The 23210-nt window shown below is 57.0% G+C and carries 16 protein-coding genes and 1 pseudogene; 7 read left to right on the forward strand and 10 right to left on the reverse strand.

The features are described 5' to 3' along the window. Positions 1-38: 38 nt before the first annotated feature. Positions 39-845 carry a DUF2285 domain-containing protein gene (locus ACYVIT_RS20075; protein ID WP_415804244.1) on the reverse strand — a complete coding sequence of 269 codons (807 nt, stop codon included), beginning with the start codon at positions 843-845 and terminating at the stop codon, positions 39-41. 322 nt (positions 846-1167) lie between these two features. Then, entirely contained in the window at positions 1168-1515 is a 348-nt protein-coding gene (locus ACYVIT_RS20080) for a DUF2958 domain-containing protein (protein ID WP_415804245.1), read from the reverse strand. A 265-nt stretch (positions 1516-1780) separates the two neighbouring features. Here ACYVIT_RS20080 and ACYVIT_RS20085 point away from each other — a divergent pair, with 265 nt between their 5' ends. Beyond that, positions 1781-2071, forward strand: coding sequence for a helix-turn-helix domain-containing protein (locus ACYVIT_RS20085; RefSeq protein WP_415804246.1), 291 nt, complete (start codon positions 1781-1783; stop codon positions 2069-2071). Positions 2072-2118: 47 nt separating this feature from the next. On the opposite strand, the pseudogene ACYVIT_RS20090 reads toward ACYVIT_RS20085, so the two are convergent. From ACYVIT_RS20090 to ACYVIT_RS20115, 6 genes and pseudogenes are all read right to left on the reverse strand, one after another. Beyond that, positions 2119-2392, reverse strand: a pseudogene (locus ACYVIT_RS20090) (DUF736 domain-containing protein); the annotation flags it as partial. Positions 2393-2896: 504 nt separating this feature from the next. Next, a complete protein-coding gene (locus ACYVIT_RS20095) occupies positions 2897-3418 on the reverse strand; it encodes a JAB domain-containing protein (protein WP_415804247.1) in 522 nt (173 codons plus the stop codon). 744 nt (positions 3419-4162) lie between these two features. Further along, on the reverse strand, positions 4163-4645 hold the full coding sequence (locus tag ACYVIT_RS20100; protein WP_415804248.1) for a very short patch repair endonuclease: 483 nt from the start codon (positions 4643-4645) through the stop codon (positions 4163-4165). 12 nt (positions 4646-4657) lie between these two features. Then, a complete protein-coding gene (locus ACYVIT_RS20105) occupies positions 4658-6310 on the reverse strand; it encodes a DUF2357 domain-containing protein (RefSeq protein WP_415804249.1) in 1653 nt (550 codons plus the stop codon). 4 nt (positions 6311-6314) lie between these two features. Then, complete coding sequence (locus tag ACYVIT_RS20110; protein ID WP_415804250.1) at positions 6315-7997, reverse strand: McrB family protein; 1683 nt, start codon at positions 7995-7997, stop codon at positions 6315-6317. After that, the gene (locus tag ACYVIT_RS20115; RefSeq protein WP_415804251.1) at positions 7963-9468 is read right to left on the reverse strand and encodes a DNA cytosine methyltransferase; all 1506 of its coding nucleotides are present in this window, start codon (positions 9466-9468) and stop codon (positions 7963-7965) included. The genes ACYVIT_RS20110 and ACYVIT_RS20115 overlap by 35 nt, the downstream gene beginning before the upstream one ends. A gap of 334 nt (positions 9469-9802) precedes the next feature. On the opposite strand from ACYVIT_RS20115, the gene ACYVIT_RS20120 reads away from it, so the two are divergent. Together ACYVIT_RS20120 and ACYVIT_RS20125 are read left to right on the forward strand one after the other, a co-directional pair. After that, positions 9803-10927 carry a hypothetical protein gene (locus ACYVIT_RS20120; protein ID WP_415804252.1) on the forward strand — a complete coding sequence of 375 codons (1125 nt, stop codon included), beginning with the start codon at positions 9803-9805 and terminating at the stop codon, positions 10925-10927. A 323-nt stretch (positions 10928-11250) separates the two neighbouring features. Continuing rightward, positions 11251-11955, forward strand: a complete 705-nt coding sequence (locus tag ACYVIT_RS20125) for an HNH endonuclease (RefSeq protein ID WP_415804253.1) — start codon at positions 11251-11253, stop codon at positions 11953-11955. Positions 11956-12056: 101 nt separating this feature from the next. On the opposite strand, the gene ACYVIT_RS20130 is transcribed toward ACYVIT_RS20125, so the two are convergent. Both ACYVIT_RS20130 and ACYVIT_RS20135 read right to left on the reverse strand, forming a co-directional pair. Then, positions 12057-15134 carry an AAA family ATPase gene (locus ACYVIT_RS20130; RefSeq protein WP_415804254.1) on the reverse strand — a complete coding sequence of 1026 codons (3078 nt, stop codon included), beginning with the start codon at positions 15132-15134 and terminating at the stop codon, positions 12057-12059. Continuing rightward, positions 15131-16951, reverse strand: a complete 1821-nt coding sequence (locus tag ACYVIT_RS20135) for a hypothetical protein (RefSeq protein WP_415804255.1) — start codon at positions 16949-16951, stop codon at positions 15131-15133. Before ACYVIT_RS20135 ends, ACYVIT_RS20130 begins: the two co-directional genes overlap by 4 nt. 628 nt (positions 16952-17579) lie before the next feature. Here ACYVIT_RS20135 and ACYVIT_RS20140 point away from each other — a divergent pair. The 4 genes from ACYVIT_RS20140 (at position 17580) to ACYVIT_RS20155 (ending at position 23153) form a co-directional block, all read left to right on the forward strand. Continuing rightward, the gene (locus ACYVIT_RS20140) at positions 17580-19154 is read left to right on the forward strand and encodes a recombinase family protein (protein WP_415804256.1); all 1575 of its coding nucleotides are present in this window, start codon (positions 17580-17582) and stop codon (positions 19152-19154) included. Further along, positions 19154-20056 carry a plasmid partitioning protein RepB C-terminal domain-containing protein gene (locus ACYVIT_RS20145; protein ID WP_415804257.1) on the forward strand — a complete coding sequence of 301 codons (903 nt, stop codon included), beginning with the start codon at positions 19154-19156 and terminating at the stop codon, positions 20054-20056. The genes ACYVIT_RS20140 and ACYVIT_RS20145 overlap by 1 nt, the downstream gene beginning before the upstream one ends. Before the next feature lie 74 nt (positions 20057-20130). Continuing rightward, positions 20131-21012 (forward strand): plasmid partitioning protein RepB C-terminal domain-containing protein, encoded by an 882-nt coding sequence (locus tag ACYVIT_RS20150; RefSeq protein WP_415804258.1) that lies wholly within the window; start codon positions 20131-20133, stop codon positions 21010-21012. 542 nt (positions 21013-21554) lie between these two features. Next, a complete protein-coding gene (locus ACYVIT_RS20155; RefSeq protein WP_415804259.1) occupies positions 21555-23153 on the forward strand; it encodes an ATP-binding protein in 1599 nt (532 codons plus the stop codon). Positions 23154-23210: the final 57 nt, after the last annotated feature.

Consider the following 23210-nt stretch of genomic DNA (forward strand, 5'->3'; position numbering starts at 1 on the left):
CCGGATGGAGGCAGCCTCAAGAAACTTGAGGCTCTTGCTCAGGGACGTTCTGCTGCGGATGCGAAACGTCCCCCCTCATGCGAAGTGACAACCGGAAGCTGTGCCAGACGGCGATAACCGCCGCGCATCAGCCCATCGCCCCGGCGCACCAGCCGTCGCACGCGCGCGCGCAGAGCGCTGTCGGCGTGCCAGTCGGCGGTAACGGCATCCACACCAAACAGCCCTTCGGCCACCTTCCGCAAGGACGCACCCGCCAGGGTCGCGTCCAGCGCCTGAAGCGTGTGCAGTTCCAGCAATGCGGACAGCGGCGGACGTGGCCGGACGGTCGCCGCAGGTACGGCACCGGCTGCTACGGCGATCTTTTTCAATTCGCTCGCCAGGGCCGCATAGCGTTCGCAAGGCGCGGCGCAGGCCCGGATGGCATAGGCGTAAGCCATGCCATCGGCCAAGCCTGGCGCGAGCACGAAGCGCAGGCAGCAGCCGGGCCAGCGCGCCACCAGCACCAAGCGCTTGCCGTCATGGATCAGGTGTTTGTGGCCCGGCAGCTTCCAGAACTCAAAGCACAGGGCATCGGGCGGCGGATCGGCATCCGGGTAGAGCTGCACCACGGCATCGTGATCGGGGAACCAGGCCGGGTGCGCGTCCCGCGCGTCCAGCGCGGGATCTTCCAGCAGGCGCAGCCCCCAATGCCCAGCAGCATCCGGTTGGCGACGACGGCGCAGCCAGTCGTGACGATAGTCTGGATGACGGCGCAGGTACTCCCAGGCCAACGCCGGGCCATCCAGGTGCAGAACGTAGAGATAGGCCGCCGTGGCATACCACGGCTCGGCACTGCGATCAACCATGCGGCAACCTCCCTGTGCTGGGGGTGCGTCGCCACGGCGAAACGGCGTGCTACGAGGCCATAGTCAAAACGTCATGGGTGAAGCGTAAACTGGCAGTATCAAGACCGATGAACTCCGATGCGTTGCTGAAATCGTCCGAGTGCGACGGCGGCAACGCACTCCAATGGCATGCCGCGTCGGTCAGCTTGCCGCAGCCCGCGCCAGGCATCATGACCGTTTCGATCTGGCACGCACCGCCTCGCTGCAACACTGCCGATTCAGACCGAACGGGTCATAGACCAGACCGAAATAGACACAGTGCGCCACCGCTTCGCGGTCGCCCTCAATCGGTGATCGAGCCGTTGTCTTCGGCCAGTCGCAGGTATTCCGACAGCCGCCGCACCGGCTGGAAGTAGCGATCCCGCATTACGGGCTGCCGGTGTGGCCCGACGATGGCGGCCAGGTCCGACAGCTTCACCGTTCCCAGTGCAGGCATGCCAATCCCCAAGTCGATCAGGCCGTGGGCAGTATCGCCATCTGCTGGGTCGAGCGAAGCCAGCAGCCAAGTGGCATGCGCATCTGGCGTGAACAGGCGCACCATAGGCAGCGGGTCGGTGTCCTGCCCGGCGGCGCGGACTCGGCCGTTGGCCAGCAGGCGCGTGCGCTCATCGGCGGTGATGAGCTGGGTCATGGCTGTACTCCCACAGACGTGTGGAGCATCAGAGGCGCTTTCGCGCCTTCCAACGAAAGCACCAATGCGCAATCCCACGTATCCGCAGAGACGTAGAAGCACGAAGGCACATGCACGGAAGTCGGGAAAGACACGGATCAGGCTCTCCGCTTTTGAAGAAAGCCGCCAATGCGGATTTCAGTAAAGGCACAAAAACAGGTGAGATTGGATGAATGAGTTAAATATAACGTGGTTTTAATTGTGCTGCGAATCGACGCTTCTGTCTATGCAGAAGCGAACCGTCCAGCGCGGCCGACCGGCCGGCTCCACCACCTTCGACGCCGAGCTGGCTCAGGCTTTCGGTGTGGCGGTGCGTGCACTGCGCACGGAACGCGGCATCGCCCAGGAAACGCTGGCCAACCTGGCCGGCATTGAGCGCTCGCACATGGGCAAGATCGAGCGTGGCGAGCATGCGCCGACTCTGGCGATCATCTTCAAGATTGCCGGTGCGCTGCAGTGCAGCACAGCAGCGCTGATGGCCGAAGCGGAAAACCGACTTTCAGCCATCGAGGTGTAGCGCCCCGTCCTAGTGGGCGAGGCGCTGCAGTGGTTACGCCGCCTTGGGCTGCGCGACCAGATCAGGGCGTGCGTGCCTTCCTCACCTTCGAACAGTCGGGCATAGACCGTTGCCGGGAACGAAGGATCGTCCAGGGTCACGGACACATAGGGGCGTCCGGCCCTGCTGATTTTCTTCCACGCCGCGCCGATGTTGTGGCCGGCCGTGTGAAGGCGGAAGTCGGGGGCGCTTTCGTTCTCGCCCTTGTCATTGATGGTCAGGGGGTGCAGCGTGCCGGTGAAGCCGTTTTTTCTCTGCGGAGAAGGTGCCGATGTTAGCCATTGCGATTTCTCCTTTCGGGTTGAACAAGGTCGCGCCAGTGCGTCCTTGTTGTGAGCCGTCCGGCGGCGGATGGGCTGGCCGCACCGCTTGCGGTCGAAGCGCAGCGGAAAATCTAGAAGCGAAAAGAATTTGGCCCTCGAGGAAGCCGCATAGCGGTGGGGAATTGCTTTCGCTGCAAGGTTGTGGCCATGAAGCCCACAGCGTAGCCGTGCCACCGTCAAGGTTCACGACAGGCCAAGGAGGCAGGGGCCACACTCTCCCGAATGGAGGGTGGCCGGCTCGGTACTCCCGCATGACGGCTTCACCGACTTGCGCCCTGACGCCGGCAAGGCTCACACCCGGTAGCACGTATTCAGGAATAGCACAGCAAAGACTTCATGCTCAAAACCAGACGGATTCTCTAGTCTGAGCTTGTCCACTCCTGGTGAGGAGCAAGTTGCACGCAAGCATATTATCGGGACTGTTCCGTCATAGGGGAAGCCGGACGGCTTCCCCTATGTTGGCTCAAAGCAATCCTGCCTCCGCCATGGACACGACCTGCGCGCCAGCCACGATGAAGTGATCGAGCACCCGCACGTCCACCAATACAAGCGCATCCTTCAGATGCTTGGTCAGTACGATGTCTGCACGACTAGCCTCGCACGAACCGGAAGGATGGTTATGTACCAGCACGACGGACACTGCATTCCTTGCCAATGCAAGCTTCACTACCTCCCGTGGATAGACCGCTGTCTGATTGACGGTACCGCGAAACGGCTCCAGGTATTCAATCAAGCGGTTCTGGCCATCGAGCAGAATCAGCCCGAAGACTTCGTACTCTAACGCTGCATTCAGACGCAACTGCAGGAACTCCCTGACCAGTACAGGATTGGACAAATTGTGCCCGCGCAGATCGTCAGCATTGACCAGTTCACGCGCTACCGCCAGGATCTCCTTGCGGCTGGCAGGGCGCACAGCGCCGTCTGCTTCGCGTACCAACAGTGCATCAGCGTTCAGAGGTTCAAGGGAAAGATCGTATTGCTGCATGTCAGCCTCCGGTTCGGAATCAGGCGGAATTGCCTGGATCCGAAGGAGTCATGCCGCAGCGCAAGGGGTCACAGGGTCGCCAGACGGCTCCAGGCCGCAAGCGCATGCATGCGCGCCGCCCTTGAACCCGAGAACGGCATGGCACATTGGGAGGAAATAAGGCCGCCACCCACCCTCACTGGGTTTGAGGCAAGTGCCGGCAGGCACGCGGCAGGCGTCAGGAGGTAGCAAGACTGGCTTCGCCAGTCCCGCCAAGGATGAGCGAACAGCGAACCTGAATCCGCCCGACCCGCCATCAGCGGGTGACGCTCAGTTTTTCTGGATGGCAAACAGCCAAGCAGGAAAAATTGAACCCTGTTAGAACTATGAATAGACAGCCTTTATCCCGTCGCAGAGAACGAAACCAATACATCAAAGGACAGAGGCATGTTCCATCACGACGACAATGACGAAACATCGGGGCCACTCGATACCCCTTTTCCCGGCGGGACGGCACCGCCGCACGTGATAAGCCAGCATATCGAAGCTGCGCTGACATAGTCTGTGCGCTTGGCCGTCAAAGTGCTGGGGCACCCAGCGAAGCCGCAATCATGCAAATTTTTCAGACAATGATGGACCGGACGGTCTTTGACAACGGCGTCCACGACGTCATCCCGTCCTCCGTACACTGACAGCCGCAGGGGAAAACAATGGAAAGACTGCAGCTACTCAAGGCGTTGGCGAAAACCGGCTGCCAACTGGCGGTCAGCGTGCCTGCGCTGAGCGGAAGTCGGACCATGCTCCTGAGATAATGAGCTCTGTCTGGTTGCCACAAATAAAGCTATCGCAAAGCCGTAACACAGCATCGAACGGCAAGCGTGCCCTACCCTTTAAGCAACACTCCCAGACAGTGAGCACGCGCCAGCCCGAAGCGAGCAGAGCCTCATGCGCTCTGGCATCGCGACTCTGGTTCGCAGCGATCTTCTCCGACCAGAACTCGCTACGTGTGGCAGGCAGGCGGAACATCGGGCAATCGTGGCCGTGCCAGAAGCAACCGTGCACCAGAATGACAGCCTTATATCTGGGAAACACGAGGTCCGGCCGGCCGGGAAGACTGCGATCCTGCAGGCGATAACGAAACCCACGTGCATGCAGCCCCCGACGGATCAACATCTCCGGCTTGGTATCACGCCCACGGATGCGACTCATATTGAGCTGACGCTGCTCTTCCGTCAGGACATCAACCATATATATGCCGTCCTATGCTGCAGCGTCTTCAACAAGAGTCCGCAAGCTTGCCTGCAATTCGTCGGTGCTCATACCGGGCCGAAGCGTCAGCGCACCAAAGCGGAACTGCTCACGGTATTCCGGATGAAACAGACGACCCGGCATCGCCGTCTTCTGGAAATCAGTCCCCAGCACTGGCACGTGTGGTGTGAGCAGATAGGCAGCGGTAACGATGCCTTCCACCTGACCGCTCTGTACTTCCTGGACAAGTGCATCCCGATAGGTGTGGATCGAATTCAGCGCTTCGTTCAAGCCGTCGTTAATACGATACTTCGCATCTAGTACGATCACCCGCCGCCTGGAGCTCCCGGCCTTTTTTTGCGCGAACACGATATCAGGGACCATCATACGGCTGAAACTGCCTTCGCTCTCCGGCTCAACCCAGTATTCCCGGTATTGCCGCTGAAAGCAGAACAGCTTGTCTATCCCCACGGGCACAATGACGGAACCGGCGGCAATCGTCACCCCACCCGCTGCATCGGCAACGAATAAATTGCCAAGCTCCGCTCCAGCCGGACTGTACTCCTGCACAGCAGCTCGCAGCAGCCTCAGAAAGCACCACAACTCATACAGTTCGTAAGTACGGGCCAGTGGCATCTGCAGAAAGTCACCGAACAATGCCGCCAGCCCCAGATTCATGTCCTGCCAGAGACGGTAAAAGCGGTGATAGACCGGGTCGTTACGAAACAGCGAAGACATCTGCAACATCGCCGGGCCGTCGCTAACTTCGGCCATAAAGCCTGTACTGGTTGCATCGTTAAACCCACGGGCTATACGCCGCGCGCGCTGCGACCAGCTTCCTGTGGCGGTGCGAATTTCCAGATCGTCTTCCTTATCTGCCTTTGCAAGCAACTCAGCAACTCCGGACAACCAGGCAGCCCAGGCTCTCAGACAGGCTTTGATCTGCCGGTGCTCTGGAATATCCACGCTGTTCTGGCGTTGACGTAAGGTAATCCGGGCCGGCAAACGCCCCCCAAGTGCCGCAGGTAGCCTGGAAGTCGTATTCGTCTCGGTTCTTATCCGACCGCTCCTGAACGATTTGATAACCTCAGGACCGGTCGCCCGAACCGCTCTGTGCAGAGGTACCGCCACCTCCATGGCACGCAGAAAATGACGCGGCGAACGATTGATCGCAGAGACAGTCCGCATAATTTCATCCGCACGTGACCGCAGAAACTCCAGCCGTGCCAGCGGTGGCGGCCGGTTACCGGGTTGCCGGGCGATGCCTTTGCGAAATGCGCTGAGTGAAAACAGGGCGAAAGTATCTTCGAGAACCTCCCGCACCATAGTGTCGAAGTCGGCCCGAGTCAGTTTGCGCAGGTCCGGATCGGTGGTGATCTCAAAACTGCGTATCCCGGTGCCCGGAAGACGCAGTGCCACCTCAGCAACGCCTGCGTGAAAGCCGGGCGTCCAGCGCCACCGCGCTACCCGAGGCTGGCGGGACCGCAACGCCTCCACCGGAACATCGTCAATCGACAGATCTGCATCAAGGGCATCGTCGCACTCGCGCAACTCAAACAGATAAGAAACGGCTTCGCGCACCTCACCGGGCGGGATTTCATCCTGCACCGGCCAGACCTGCCAGGCGGATCCGCCATTTTCTCGCAGGATATATAGTGCGGCCACGCCTTTACCTCATTGCCTGGAATGACCCGAATTCGTCAAGATCATTAAGGAGTGTGCGAATAAAGGCCTGCGCGCGTGGCAAGCCTTCGCAACTCTGATCCAGACGATTAAGTAAAGCCCGCTGGCGTTCCGAGCCACGCAGTTTCACCAGCACCTTCTGCACCAGCAATTGATCGGTCACCTCATCAGGCGCATTTCCCAAATGCCGGGCATCAAAGGCGTGATAACGCACAAACTCTTCAATTAGACGGTAGCCGAACCCGAGACCATGCTGTTGCATGAGCCCGTGAACCTCAGTCAGTTTCGGCTCGGACGCGGCACGGGCGGCAGCCAGTTCAGGATAACGCGCTTCCAGAGAGCTCAGGAAGCCCGGTACATCCACAGCAGACATCTCAATCACAGACGCCCTGTCCAGCACCTTATCGCTGACCGGATTAGTCGTCTCATCAACGTTAATCGTGCCAATAATAAAAAGATTGTGAGGCAGCGGGATTTCCGCCCGGACACTCGTTCCCGTCGTCCCCTCCAGCGGGACGTTATTGGAATGCAATTGCAACGCCCCCCTGGACTCAATGGCAGACAACACATCCGACAGGTAGTACTCCACCCGTGCCAGATTCATTTCATCCAACACGACAAATACTGGCGAGTTCCTGTGCGCTGTCGCCACCAGCACCGCCTCCAGAAATGTCGGCACAACATATCGGTTAGTCAATACATCGTAGTAGCCTGTCAGACCAGACGGGTCAGTCCACTCTGGACGTACCGGACACTCAAAAATCAGAGGATCAGCGGCTGTATCAGAAGTCAGACCATGGACCGCCCGGGCATACTTCAACGCCAGCTGCGTCTTGCCCGTCCCCGACAAGCCCGAAAGAATCACGAAGTGTTTGTGATCCAGAAAATTCAGTGCAGCATGAAACCGCCGGACTTCCCCATTGGGATAGTGACCGCCCAGGGCGCTGACGGCAGCCTCAATCTCCTCAACCGGAATCGTCGCAGGCATGCGGCACATGTCTGGACCGAGCGTCGCCGTATCTGTCCAGACCGGCAACTCGTGGATTTTCTCGCGGCCCACCAGAGTACCCAGCCAGCCGATGAACTCACGGGCAAGCAGACTGCGCCTGGCCGATGCGGTGGGGGGGTGCAATGCGACTACGATTTCATCCGGATCAGTACTCGGGCCGAAAGGCGTCAGATCGAAGGCAAGACTGTCCCAGAACTTAGCGTTCCGTAACCACAACTTCCCATCCTGCGCCAGATAGATGGGCACCAGGTTATTTCTGGCGCTGTATCTGATGGTAGCCCCGGGGAGCTCAGAAGAGTCGTCATCACTAGTGGAGGACTCCAAGGCGAACGCAGACTCATCAGCGCCATCGCTTCTTGCTGCGGCCCCAAAGCGTTTCATATCAGCAAGACGCTGCAGGAAATTCGCTTTGTCATTGCGTACCAGCACCGCGAAATAGACCTCGTCCTCGGGCGGAAAGCGCAGCACGCAACCAAATATCATCGCCTCAATATCATCCCGCACATTGTCCAGGTTCACTACGCCAAGCTGAATACCACCCTCAACAATCTTCGCGCTGTTGGAAACACCGAACAACTCACGAGGCCGGACAGCTCTCGAAGTTCCGAAATGCCGCTGTGCTGCTTCAAGAAACTGCCGCTGCCGCTCGACGAGGCTCATCAGCCGTCTCCTTGACTTTAAGTGCCGACTGAAGTGTCTGCATCATATGTGTGGCAATCGCCTTGGCCAGCAGAGGCGGTACGGCATTACCGATCTGTTTGAAAGCAGGATTCATGGTGCCGCTGAAGCGGAAACCATCCGGAAACGACTGAAGGCGTGCCGCCTCACGCACGGAGATAGTCCGCGCCTGTTTGCTGTCGTAATGAATGTGGCTGTACCCATCTTTACCCAGGTGCGCCATGAGCGTACGTACCGGCTGGTCACGCCACATTTTTCGCCACTTATTCGGGAACTTGCTCGCATCATAGGGAGGTACAACGGACTCCCAGAGCGCCTTGTATTTTGCTGAGCCTTCAGGAATCTTGTCTCCCCGTGCTCTGGCCGCGGCTAACTGTTCTTCAAACATGGCCACAGCATGAACATACGCCTGAGGATACTGATCGCCAGGATTCATACGTGCAAAGAGTTCATAGTCCCGGGGAAGATACCGGATCACATGGTCGGTGATCCCTTCATCAGGAGCCTCGTGTCCTGGCCAGTTACGCATCCGTTGGGCATAGGCCGAGGTTTTTCTGCGCCCATAACTGACTGGCGTGTCAAAACGGCGTGCCCCCCGGGCGATCTTGCCTGCCGCCAGCAGTTCACGCGCATTGATTGCCGGCAGATCCCCTAAAGCATCTTCCGCCGTCACCGCAGGCGGAAGATCCTCGCTGGCGGCGGGAGGAGCGATGTAAGAATGAGCATCGCACTCAAGACTGCGCAATGTTTTAAGCGCGACTGAGCGTGAACCCTCGTAGCCAGGAGGCAGCACAAGCCAGTTCGTCGGCGACGGGAAGGACACATCAGTGGTCAGCTCGTTGCGGTAGGCAATGAGAAACATCCGTTCCCGCATCTGCGGCACACCATAGAAAGCTGCGTTCAGCAACGTATAACCACAGCGATAGCCCTTGCCTTCCAGAACTTCGCAAGTTTCCTCCGCAACGTTATGGCCACCATGGTTCAGGATATCCGGCACATTCTCCATGAGCACAGCCAGTGGCTGAAAAGCGTCCACATACTCAAGGTATTTCTTGTAGAGCTGAGCCCGGGGGTCGTGGATGAAGGCTTCCGGATGCTCCTCAATCTCACGCAGCTTTGACCGGCCCACCCGGGCAAAAGCCTGACAAGGCGGTCCTCCGACAACCACGTCAAACGCCTCTGCCACGCTTCCCAGGCCAAGCTGCTCACATAGCTCAGCAGGGGTCGTCTTCGTAATATCGATCGCCTTACTGTGCGACTCAGCGCCGTTATGGAAGTTGAGACCATGGGACCTGGCGGCTTCGGGGTCGAACTCGACTGCACCACCGATCTCAAAGCCGGCGGCCTCAAAGCCGAGGGAGATACCGCCACAACCGGCAAACAGGTCCAGCACCCGGGGTTTGGCACCTTCCCTCAGACGTACCAGCTTACGAAAAATGACGTCATTACTCATTTAAGTCAGATCCTTCTCGGGACGACAGGCGCAAGGGAAGCTCCAGCTGCCCCTGATGTTCATCGAGGAAACGCTGCACCGCCGTACGGATAACCCAGGCGGCCGACACATGGTTCGCATCAGCAAGCGCCTGAACACGCAAGTGTGCCACCTCCGGCAGCATCACAGACGTTCTCACAGTTTTCCGGTCAGGAGTGATCGGACTTCTGGCCATATCTCGTCCATCAGTTGGTGGGCAATGGTGTCATTATGCACCACTGTGCATACATCTGCACCACCACTGTGGTAACCTGCAAGCCACGCAAAAAGTAACCAGAAGAAAGTAGGAACTCACATGTCCCGTAAGCTGGCTCTGAAACGTCTGACCGCATCAGATCTGACATTCTTCAAATGGCATTTCCAGCATCAGCCAGCGGGAAACCAGAAAGCATTCAATCTGGACGCCCGGATTCTGACTGGCGCAATGTTTCCGGAGTTGGGCAGACGATCTACCCTACGGAACCCTATTTACCTTCTCACTCTTCATCTTTTCGGGCCAGGTCTCGTGCAGCCATATACGCTGGCGCGGAAGATTCTGAAACAGCAGAAGAACTGGCGTCTGAATGGTGAGCAGATTGACAACCCTGAAGACGACCCGGAACGTTACAACATACTCTCTCCGGGAGACTTCGCATTGTTCGAGTTCTCGGGTAATGAAAAACCGGAAGTAGTAAAAATCAACTTCGTTGCACACAACGTCGCCTCAGATGCAGCAATACATCGGGAACTTACCCGCAGGTACCCATCTGGCTCTATGTGGCTACTGCAGGAAACTACCATTGCAGACATTCTGGCGGCAGCGGCACCACCAGCCGGGCATCCACTTAATGGTTGGATTGAGAGCGATGCCCTCGAGGATGCCGCGTTGGGCGGTGCCACCGGCACCGCAGCCATCAACAGGCGTTCGGGAGGCCGTGGCATCCCCCCCGAAGATTTCATCCGTTCCCGACAAGCAGCAGAACAGACTGGCGTTACAGGAGAAAATCTGCTGAACACCTACCTGGATTATGAGCTCTCTCAAGGGCGGATCAGCGAATTCGAATGGACCGCAAGTATCAACGCCGTTGCTCCATTTGACTTCCAGGTGAGCCCAACCCCTGACGAAACTCGTGTCATCGACGCCAAAAGTACCAGCGGAGCATTTACCAATCCGCTTCATCTGTCGCTCGGAGAGGTACAACGGGCTGTTCACGGCCCGGAGCCCTACGACATCTATCGTCTTTACGAAGTGACAGATGACACCGCAAAGATGCGGATTGCACGCAATATCGGTCCACAACTACGAGACATCCTGGGCCAGCTAAGTGCACTTCCTACAGGCGTGACCGCGGACGGCATTTCAGTCCTGCCTGCTTTCCTCGACTTCGATACAGATGAGATTGCTCTGACCGGTTCATATGGCGACGGTACTGACGAATGACAACCTCCCGCACGTGGTCTCTTATCTCCCTGGAGCCCGAAGCCCGTCAATACGGAGGAAATACAGGCTACTCTGATGAAGTCCAACAAGTCTATCGCTACGATAGCAGCGTTGCCAACCATAAGCAGTTGGCGAGAGGTGACTTAGTCTTCATACGAGACTCGAAGCACCTCCTGGGTGTCGCACGGATAGAAAGCATCTCTGCATCCACTATCCAGAAAACCCGAAGGCGATGCCCCGTATGCGGACAAACAGGTATCAAGCGTCGCAAATCCAACCCAGTACCTTGGCGATGCACCAAAGGACACGAGTTTCAGACGCCTGTGGAGGAAGTCATTGACATCGTCGGATTCGAGGCCAGATACGAGCAAAGTTTCGTACAAACACCGAAAGCCGTACCCATTTCAGATCTGAAAGCTGCCGCCATTCGACCCAATGACCAGCTTTCAATTGAAGAGTTAGATCTCTCCAAAATCGAGCAGATACTCCTAGTAAGTTACCCTCAGACACGAGCACTGATTGAACATTTTCTGTATGGGTATGTGCTCCCCCCTTCCGAAGCAGACTCAGCAGCAGACGCCAGCAACACATCAGGGACGGCTTTCATCACAACGATGACCGATACCCGCGAAAGCGTACTGCGATCGATTCGAGTCCGGCGTGGGCAAAAAAAATTCCGCGATCACCTAATCCGGCGATACGGCGCTCGTTGCTTAGCATCAGGTTGTGAGCTGATGGATATTATCGAAGCAGCCCACATCGACCCGTTTCGTGATGCCAACGACCATCATCCGGAGAACGGCCTATTGCTCAGGGCCGATCTGCATACGCTGTTTGATCTGAACCTGATGGGTATCGAGCCCGACGCTCTGACACTGCACTTTCCGAAGCACGTCCGAAATGCAGGATATCAGTCACTCGAGAATAGTAGCCTCCAGCTCACAACAGGCAAAAGACCGGCACACGCTCCGCTAGCCAGACGATGGGAAGCCTATCTCGCCCATACCGCACTTGTAATGCCCCAATGACTTGGCTAGTTTTTCTCAGCAAGGTAAGTTATGTAGCGATCTCAACATCACGAGAGCTCATAAATTATTCGGGCGCCATTGTCCGTATCCCAAGCGTCGCGTTATGCGCGGGAAAGCACTAACTCCTTGAAATCGTCGCCAAGGAATCGGAACTTGTGGCGGAGCAGGCCAGCAAGCTTAGTGTCCGCAGTTGCAAAGAAAATCTGTCGCGACCCATTGATTGCCAGATGGCGAAGGTGATCCAGGAATGAAAGGACATTGATGTCATCAACATGGGCGACGGGATCATCGAAAATCAGTACGGGGGGGCCTGACCGAAGGCGGCCATTCATAGCTAGGAACAGTGACAATGCGAAGGCAGAGCGTTGACCGGTACTCATCTGGTCGAGTTCGACTTGCCTCCCTGTTTGACGACGAACAATAGCAAGCATCCCATTTTCGACCTTTAGTTCGAATTCATTCGGCATGTGAATGCTGGCGAAGGTACGAGCAATCTCTTCTGCGTTTTCGGCAAGTATCTGGTTGGTCAACTCTCCACCGGAACTTTCCTTTGTCAGCGCCTCCAAAATACCCTCTGCATCACCCAAACGATTGATCTTAGTCCTGCATTCGTCGATTTTGCTCGTGAGCGTAGCGACTGTTTTTGTTTCTTTATCAAGCGCCGTATTGTTGGCGCCCTCCTGCGCAATAGCCGTAGCGACTTTCGATATAAGTTGTTGAGCAGAAGACAGGTTAATGATGATTTCATCGACAGTTGCGTCCTGACTGATCGTTAGGAGCGACATGAGAATCTGACGAGCGCTCAGCGCGGCCTCCATATCGAAAACCTGCTTTGTGACTACCTTTGCCAACGCTTCGGCACTCTCAGGAAGATCGATCGACAGACGAGCAGCCAGTGCTTCACACTCTTGCTGTACGCCATCAGATTCCTGCACTGCAATCTTGGACGCTTCTTGCGCGGCCGCGAGCGCCTCCTTATAATCCGCTTCCAGGGTCTGCAACTGATCGATGGTTGGCGGTGCTTCCAGGCCGGAGGCTAGCAGCCTAGCGGACAGGTCTTCCAAAGAAAGCCCATCGGATTGAAGCTGTTGGATCTGGCTCTGTACCGCTTCCAGACTAGTTCGATCTCGTTCGAACAGGGCCTTATCCTGATCGATCTGAGTGAGCGCCTCGTGGACTGTCGTTGATTGCGCACGTTCGCCAAGGAATGCCCGCAAGGCTTCGAGCGCCGCTTGGGCCGAGCGAATGCCTATCAATGCTTCTTCCGCTTCGGCAATCTCTGCTTGGAACTGCGTCGCTTGCTCGGACGTGTTGCTATCGACATCGGACATCATTCGGATGAGCAGTTGACCGCCTTCAAATTCGTTGTGGCAGAGGGGGCAATGATCGGGATTAGAAACGCGCTTCAGAATATCTTGGGCGGTAGATCGGAGCCGCTGCCTGAGAACGGTCAGGCTGTTCTGAGTTTTCTCCAGCGCCTGAAGAGATGATCGAGCTGTCGTGAGTCGACGTTGCAACTCTGCGGCTTGCGCCTCGATGGTTGAGTTGGCTTCCTCCACTCGTTGGTCCAGCACGTGCTCGACAGCGTTTTCGTTGACGTGGGAGGCAACCAGGGCTAGCCTTGATCCACGTGTACGGACCGCGTCCTGAAGCTCCCGCCCCTCCCTGGCAAGCCGCGAAAACTCCGTGCGTGCATAGGGTAGCAGCGCCTCTATCGCCGAAATACTCTCCACCGCAGCTTGTGCCGCACGCTGCGCTTTGGCGTGCTCCAGTCTGGCAGCCCTTGCGCGGTCATCTAGCGCAGTGGCGTTGACCGCCTCTTCGCTCAGGTTCGCCAATAGCTGCAGCGCACTTTGTGGATCGCCGTGCAACACATTGAACGACGACTGTCGAAGAATTTCGGTTGCCGAGATAGCTTCTTGAAGGCTCTGGCGCAAGGAGGAAATGCCGCCCGCATCTTCTGGTGCCTGCAACCATCCAGACTGCTTTAACGCGGCAAGCAGTTCGAGGAACAGACTGTCAGAGAGCTTCGGCGCATTCCTGATGCTATCGGCACGATCCTGCGCAGCTCGCTTCAATTGCGTGTTCGCTTCGTTGTCGCGACGAAAACTCTTCAATTCTTCGCGCAGTTTCTCCAACACACGGCGGAGTCGGTCAGCCAGGTTCTCGGCGGCCGCACCGAGCACGAGGCGCGTGACGTCCGCACCAATCTGATCCGAACTTGCCGATACGCTGAGATGGACCGCCGCGTCGGTATCGAGAAAATTGAACTTCCCAAAACTGTCCTGAATGCTGACCTTTTTCAGCTCGGTCTTCGCATACCAGTTCGAGTGGCGTGCTCGAAGGCGCGCCGCGTCGGTAGTAGAGGACAACTTTTCCGAGGTGCCCGCCAGTTCCAAAGTGATGGATGTCCGGTTCAGCACAGCAGAGGACCGGCGATTCCTTCCACAGTAGCCGAACTCGATCGCTTCGAGCAGCGAGGTTTTACCAACCCCATTGGTGCCGACGATCAGATTGACACGTCCCAGAAGGTGATCCTTTTGCTCAGGATGGGGCCTAAAACCTGTGATCGTCAGGCGTTTTAGGAATTGACTGGCTGCTGCTTTTTCGGCTGGCAACAGCGGCATCGGAGAAACCTGCCGCGCGGCCCTATCCTTCGTTCCCGCTACGATGCGGCGTACCGCGTCGGGCACCGAGATGTCGTCATCGAGAACGAAGCCTAGCCCGTGCTGCTCAAGCGTTTGCGACCATGTCGTAGCCAGATCGGCAGGCATGGGTCCTGCGGGCGTCGCCGGGCTTCCTTTGGCGAGCAGCTTAGGAACGTCCTCTTCTCGGATGACCTGCTTGCGAGCGTACTCCCGGTCCGCTTCGACGGCGGCCTTGACGCGGCCGAATTCGCCTCGACTTGCTTCCTCGTTGCTCGTGACGAAATAGAGGTAGTGGCTCCAGCGCAGATCCGTGGCGACCTGTGTGGAGAAGTACATGGGGGACAGAATCTCTTCTTGGTAGCGCTTGAGCGAAGGGGCGGTGGTGGACAGTCGATCATTGAGATCGAAATAGCGAATCGCATATTCGCGCCTGCCGAACCTATCCACCGCACGAAACACCCCAGGCCCAACACCTTCGAGATCGGGGTATCGACCCCTGAGCATTGCTTCCACACGCTGGGCGTTGATCATGGTCTGTCTTCCGCAATGTCCACCGGCGATGCGCCGGCGGGAATGTCGATGAGATTCGTGCCCTGCGGGCCGCGTGCGCCATAGCTATCGTCTCTGCGAAAAACGACGCACAGCCGATCTTGGGCTCGCACAACTGCGTCAGCGAGTGCTTCGCCGTTTTGGCCATTTTTGATAGCAGCGTTCAGCGCATGGCCGACGACGGCCTGCGTGAGTTTCTGGTGGACGCTGTTTACCTCCGCATCATCTGCTTGGTCTGCGAGATAGACGAGTGCTGCAGACCCTCGCGCTCCGGTATCGGGCTCAACATTGTGGTGCGGGGCTTCACCCCGCCATGCGAAGTGGAAGCCATCAGCTAGATCCCGCACTGGCGCTGGCCAGGGCACATCTCGCTTGGCCAAGCCTATCGCGTCGTGCGCGCGCTGCAGGCGTCCTCTGCGGTAGGCGACACCGGGCCTTGCAGGGTCCAACTCCTGATGGACCGTGACCCGCCGAATCGATTCCTCATTTCGGTCCAGTTGGAAAGCGTCTAGTTCGTTGACGGCATACCACGTGGTCGGATTCCCGCGAGGACCAACGAGAATTTCGATGGCTCTTTCCACTGCGAGCGGGCTCGCTTGCGACGCCTGCTGCAGCGGGGCCGCGATCGCCTGAAAGCCGGCCAACGCGACAGCGAAGCCATCATGGGCAATCGCGCCCGGCTCCCAGGCGCTCATGGCGGCGCTCCATGTCCAGCGCTCTTCGACCGCGACAAAGTTCTTCGGCACGATCGCTTGTTCCCCTGGGAAGAGCAGCTTTTGCTTCTGCAACAGGAGGATTTGCCCCTCGTAATTCAGAAAGAACGAATGCCATCGTTGCGCCAACAGGCTGTAGTACAGCCCTCGGCGATGCAACTCATCGATCAGGCCGTCGTCTGCGCCGAACTTTGCCGGCGGCGCGTACCAAGCGGACCCTGCAACATTATTCCACTCCGCACACTTGCCATCGCCCTTAGCCTCCTTGATGTTGTGGGCCCAGTTGACGCAAAGAAGCTCGACGTGATTGTTGCTGCCCACCGAACATAGACGCGCGCGATAGGCGGCGTAGTCGGCGTGAGCGGGCTTCGGGTTGAGTTGGATATGGATTAGCAAGCAGTTGGGGTGTGCTTGCTCGATGTGGTCGGTGAAATCGAAAGCGTCGGAGCAGATAATCGACAACAGCCCCATTTGTCCAGCGCCGCGATTGAACGCATAGACGACCTGGCCGACGCAAAGCGCGGTTTGCTCGATATCGCGGTAGTCCCGGCACGCGACGGTCTTGAACTGCGCCAGCAAGAACAACACAGGTTGTCCAACCGCATCCTCGGCCCAGAAAACGTAGAGCAGCGGATCGACATAGCGTTTTTGCGCCACCTGTCGCGGATCAAGCGGCTCGTGATGAAACACGCACTGCCCACCCGCGTTGCAACGTTCAGCCAGCGCTCGTATTTCTGCTGGAGGAATGCTTTCGCAGCCCAGAACCCATAAGGACCCAACGGCTGGTTGATATCGCCCTTCGATAATTTCTTCTACCACGGTCCATGGAACACAGTATTCGGGAGCAACAGCCAAATCGGCGTGCACTTGAACCGCATTTGAGAGAAAGCCGCTGCAAAGCGAATGGCCTAGCGCAGCGTCCGCGTGGCCCACCCGCATATCGTTTGCTTCGATGACACCTGCGGGTTGAAGAAGGATGGCGCGATAGGGTTCACGAGCCGGGTTCAACGCCTGCAACTGAGGAAGTGTCAGAGGATGCGGCCGCTGACCCAACACCTCTTCCACGTCGACGATAGTAATTGCCACTATGCATCTCTCCTGTAGCTAGCGTAGCTCGATAACCTATGTCGGTAGAACAAGCAGCTTAAGCCCGGGGTTCCTGTTGTTTCTTTCTTTTTCCTTATTGTAACTATTAGTTTTGGTTTTGGACAGTAACGAGCACCCAGCAGGAAACGCTCCCCACCCCACCCACGGCTTGCCTGGACAGGGGGCGATCAGGAATCGACCAGTCGGCTGCACATCGGGCTCAGTGGCGCGCTTCGTGCCAAGTGGCTCAGCGCGGGTCGGACTTTTACGATGACGATATGGACCGGGTGGAAATCAGCCCGTTTAGCCGAATAAAGCCTCCGACGCCGAATAGGCAGTCCTACGCACCTCACAGACCGAGTGCCGGCTGTCCATCGCTTCCGCGCGAGCGCTCATAATCGCCTCGCGCGATGCATAGGGACACAACGGCAGCGCCTACCCATCTTGCGGTCCAGTACAGCAGGGGGCAAGGGCGGTGCAAACTCACCACTCGATGCATTGAACGTATAAAAATGTAATAGTTGTGTGGAACTTCTTGAGAAGTTGTGCCTTCAGGACTAAAAGTGCATGAAGCGCTGACATTTTGCGCTCCTCCCTAAAGTAGTGTTCTTTTGGGCTGGAGGTCAGGATGCCCTCCTCTTCGCTCGACTCGCAGGAGTCCGATCCCGGCACACTCACGCCGCTATTACCGGTCGCTGAGTATGTTCGCATGTCCACCGACCATCAGCGCTACTCTACGGCCAATCAAGCTGCGGCCATCCGAGCCTACGCCGATGCTCACAGGATGCGCATCGTAAGAACGTTTATGGACGAGGGCAAAAGTGGCCTGGACATTGAGCGACGCGGAGGACTTCAAGAACTTCTGGCCGCTGTCCAAGGCGGAACGTGCGAATTTCGAGCCATTCTCGTCTACGACATAAGCCGCTGGGGCCGGTTTCAGAACGCCGATGAAAGCGCGTACTACGAGTACCTATGCACGCGCGTCGGCATCAAAGTCGTTTACTGCGCCGAGCCGTTCCAGAATGACAACTCTCCCCTGGACACGATCGTCAAGAGCGTCAAACGCGCAATGGCCGGTGAATACAGCCGTGAGTTATCGACGAAAGTATTTGCTGGGCAGTGCCGCCTGATCAGGCTGGGGTACCGGCAAGGCGGCCCGGCCGGGTTCGGTTTGCGCCGCATGTTGATCGACAGCCACCACGATTTCAAGACAATACTCCAACCAGGGGAGCGCAAGAGCCTACAAACCGATCGTGTGGTGCTTGCCCCCGGCCCTGCTGAAGAGGTCGCTGTGGTTCTCCGGATTTATGAGGATTTCGTTGAGGGCCACAGGTCCGAAGGCGAGATCGCGCAAACATTGAACGCCTTAGGTGCGACGACGGACAAAGGCCGGCCGTGGACACGAGGCACGATCCATCAAGTGCTGACGAACGAAAAATACATTGGCAACAACGTCTACAACCGAACTTCGTCCCGACTGCGCCAACGCCCGCAACGCAACGCCCCCGAGGACTGGATACGCTGCGATGGCGCGTTTCAGGGGATCGTTCCCCCGACCTTGTTTGAATCCGCGCGACATATCATCGACGAGCGTTGTCATCGTCTGAGCGACGCAGATATGTTGGCGCGATTGCAGACGCTGCTTTTGCAAACCGGCAGCCTCTCCGGCCTTATCATCGACGAACAAGAGGACATGCCCTCCAGCTCCAGCTATCAGAGCCGCTTTGGCGGCCTGTTGCGCGCGTATCAACTGATCGGCTATGCGCCGGAACGGGACTACCGTTTCGTCGCCGTCAATCGGGCGCTACGAGCATGGCGACCACAGGTTGTGACCGGCATTGCCCAATCGCTTCGGGATGTCGGCGCGCACGTCCACCATGACGAGCCAAGTGGCATCATCGTGGTCAATGGAGAATGGAGCGCCGCGGTCATCATCGCGCGCTGCATCCGCGCCTCCACGTATCGATCCAAGTGGCGGCTGCGCTTCGACTCCCAATGCCAGGCCGACCTGACCGTCGCGGTTCGGATGGACCAAGACAATGAAACAGCGCGCGATTACTACATCTTTCCAAGGATCGACTGTGGAATCTGGCCAAGCCAACTAGGCGAGAACAACATCCCCCTCATCGAAAGCTATCGGTTCGATACGCTGCAGATTTTAGAAGACTTAGCTGAACGCACACTCATCAAGGAGGCCGCATAATGAGCCAGGAAACCGAAACCTTAGTCGTGCAGTCCATCCCGATTGGGTCGATACACATTCTTAATCCCAGGTCTCGCAACAAGCGCATCCACGCGGAGTTGATCGAAAACATCCAGGCAATCGGTTTAAAACGCCCGATCACCGTAAGCCGCAAGGCGCAGCCGGATGGTGAGCACTTATACGACCTGGTATGTGGACAAGGCCGCATCGAGGCTTATCTCGCTCTGGGCCAAGTCGAAATTCCCGCGCATGTCATCTCCGCCTCAGAAGAGGACAGCCTAGTCATGAGCCTAGTCGAGAATGTCGCGCGTCGGCAGCATCGCCCGATCGATCTGATGCGAGAGGTGGGCAGCATGAGGTCACGAGGCCATACCGACGGCGAGATCGCCGCGAGGATCGGCGTCACCGCGTCTTGGGTCAACATGATCGGCGGGCTGCTTGATCGGGGCGAGGAAAAACTACTGTCGGCGGTCGAGACGGGATTGATCCCGCTCAGTCTTGCCACCGACATCGCGCGTAGCAGCGACACGGAAATTCAAACGCTGCTGGCAGAAGCCTATGAGCGTGGGTTCCGTGGCAAGAAGCTGACGACGTTGCGCCGGCTTCTGGAGATTAGAACGAGGCGGGATGGGCTGCTGCGGTCCAACTCCCCAGGCAGCGGACGCTCAAGAAAGAAAAAAATAACCATCGCAGAGATGCGGAAGCTCTTCGAGCAAGAGGCAGAGAAACATCGTCTGATGGTCAAGCAGGCTGCCATTGTCCACGAGCGTCTTGCCGTCGCCACCCAGGCTTTAAAGGAATTGCTCACCATTCCAGAGTTCGGCAGCGTTCTGCGGGCGCAGCATCTCGACACCATGCCCAAGGTATTAGCCAATCGACTCAATGAGCGAGGTGCGTCGTGAACAGTACACCGCAGTCTTCGATACGCTCTCCTATCAAGTCAATCAAGGCAGCATTCCTGAACGAGTGCGTTCAAGTGGATCTCTCCGAGATTCTTCCCTTGAAACCGATCAAGGGGGCCGTGAAGCAAAGTCTGAAATACCTTCAAATCGTGGCCTCCATTCGTGAGGTCGGCATAGTCGAGCCTTTGATCGTCACGTCCCCCCCAAGCAAGTCGGAAGGGTATCTGCTTTTGGATGGACACCTACGCCTGGAGGCATTGAAAGATCTCGGCACCACCGTGGCCAAGTGCCTGGTGGCGACCGACGACGATACCTATACGTACAACAAACGGATTAATCGGCTTTCCGCGGTCCAAGACCATAAGATGATCGTCCTGGCAATGGAGCGCGGCGTCTCGGCCGAGCGCCTTGCCCGAGCCTTTCACCTGTCCCCGCAGACCATTCAGCATCGGTTCCGGCTGCTCAACGGCATCTGCGACGAAGTCGTTGAACAACTTGCCGACACACCCACGCCAGCGAAGGTGTTCAGCATCCTGCGTCAAATGAAGCCGCTTAGGCAAATTGAGACCGCAGAGCTGATGGTAGGCAACAAGAATTTTTCCGTAATGTTTGCCAATGCGATGTTGGTTGCAACCCCTCCAGCACAGCTTGCGGACGAGTTCAGAGCACGGGGAGAAGAAGACGGCGCATCGGCGGAATCCATCGCACGCATGGAGCGCGAACTAGCAGCTCTTCAAATGCAGAGTGGCGCGGTTCAAGACTCGTATGGCCCGGATGTTCTCCAGCTATCCGTCATACAGCGCTACCTGACCACGCTGCTCTCGAACGCGGCCATCGTACGATGGCTCGCCCAACACCAGCCCGAGTATCTCAGTGAATTCCAAGAGATCGTTGACCGGACCGAACTTCAATCGGGTCGAAATGGAGAACCTACGCTTGATGGTGCGGCCGCCTGACGTTCGCACCATGCCGCGGGAAAACCATATCACATTGATTGCCCCGCTACGCTTCGTGACACCTCCTCCGCATTGGGAACCGCCGCGGAGCGCGGTCAGGGCTGCGCGGCGACCCTGTAGCGGGTCGTAACGAACCACCACTTCACAGAATGAAGCTGCCAAAGTCAGCGTAGCCATGCGGATCAATGGAGGCCCCTGAAACCCTAGCCAAAAGAGCGCGGCGACAAGAGAAACCATTTCCCCCATCTTGAATCCAGACTCCAAATCGTCGCTCTAGCCAGCAATGGGCGTGGACATCCCCCTCGGGAAGATCCGCGGCGTAGTCCGAATCCCCATTGTCTATCGGTGGGTTGAGAACTACGTTGATGAACAAGGTGTCGCCGCGGCTTTAGCAACGTTAACCCACTCAGTAAACGGCACCCACCAGCAACCGGCATTTATCCAGAGAGGCGAGCTATCCGCTAGACTTGCAATGTCAAGCATGCTTACATTTCGACGTAAAACTGGTATGCTGTGCTCAACTTGTCACGCCGGAGATACCTTTGGTAGCGAGCAAGCAAATACTCAGAAGAATTGACGGAACGCCAGAAAAAAGGATGTTCCTTGCAATCATTAGTGACTACGATCTTCGCACCGGCATCTGCGAGCTAGTTGATAATGCGCTCGATTTTTGGCTCACCAATGGAAGAAAGCCAGGATTGAAAATTGATGTTCGACTCGACGTCGAACGTCAAATGATGCGTGTCTCCGACAATGCGGGGGGCGTCCGAGAAGATGATGCGCGGTTACTGATCTCGCCTGGCGCTAGCAGTCTTCGAGATGGTCATGACGTTATTGGCACATTTGGTGTTGGAGGAAAGCGCGCTGGCGTTGCCCTCGGCGAACAAGTGGAAATCCGTTCTCGCTTCGGTCGCGGGAAGAGTATTCAAGTCGATATCACAAATGATTGGTTGAATGATGACGATTGGAATATCGACATCTACGAAATCCCCGATATCTCTCCTAGCACCACCACGGTTGACATCACGAAGGTGCGTCAGGGTTTCAGCGTGGCCGATGTGGACCTGTTACAGACACATCTAGGAGAAACCTACTCCTGGTTCATCGAGCAGGGATGCGAAATTCGGCTAGACGGGAAACCGGTCACGGCCACTCTTTTTGATAATTGGGCATATCCGCCAGAATATCCGCCTCGCACCGCGTCGTTCGAGATCATACCCGCCGACGAAAAGAAGCTCACGGTAATTCTTCGGGCGGGCCTCATTCGTGACCGGATCCCTGAAGCGGAAAATTACGGCGTTTATTTCTATTGCAACAACCGCCTTATCGTAAAAGAGCTACGCACTCGAGATGTCGGCTACTTCATTTCAAGCGAAGCTGGAGTACCCCATCCGGACGCGTCGCTCTGCCGGGCGATTGTGGAATTTAATGGCCCACCTGAAGTAATGCCGTGGAACAGTAGCAAGAGTGATTTGAATTACAACCACCCCGCGTTCACCCAGATTCGCCCGCGTTTAATTAATTTCGTTAGTTATTTTAGCTCCCTTTCCCGCCGGCTTAAGCATGATTGGGATGGCGCGGTGTTTCATTACACGAAAGGCGAGATGGAGGTCGTTGACCCCGCCGAAGCCACTTCCCCCAAGCGCACAGTCCTGCCCATGTTACCCCGAGCGCGTAAAGTCGCTCGGGTCGATCAACTACGGGCGTTCAACAAACGCGCTATGGACACAAAACCCTGGACCGTTGGGCTCGTAGAAGCGATGGGGCTCATTGAGGTGATCGGCAAACAAAAGTTGGAGACAAAAAATCGGGCGGCCCTTATTCTGCTCGACAGTAATCTGGAGATCGCCTTCAAGGAATTCATCGTCAATCGAACGGATCTTTTTCCACCCCACAAATACAACGATGCGAAAATACTTGATATATTCTCACGGCGCTCTAATGTCATTAAAGAGGTGACAGCTCATATCCCTATCAAACCTGATATCTTGAGCAAAATTGCCCACTACTATGGTTTGCGTAATAAGCTCGTTCACGAACGAGCCACCGTTGGAATTACCGATCGGCAGGTGGATGATTACCGGAAGACCGTCGAGGCCGTCCTTCGTTCTCTGTTCGATCTCAGATTCCCAACGCCCTGATGAATGCACTGCTTTCCCAGCGGATCACTGCAACGGACATTCCGTTCTTGAGATGGA

The organism is Bordetella muralis (genome assembly GCF_054781015.1).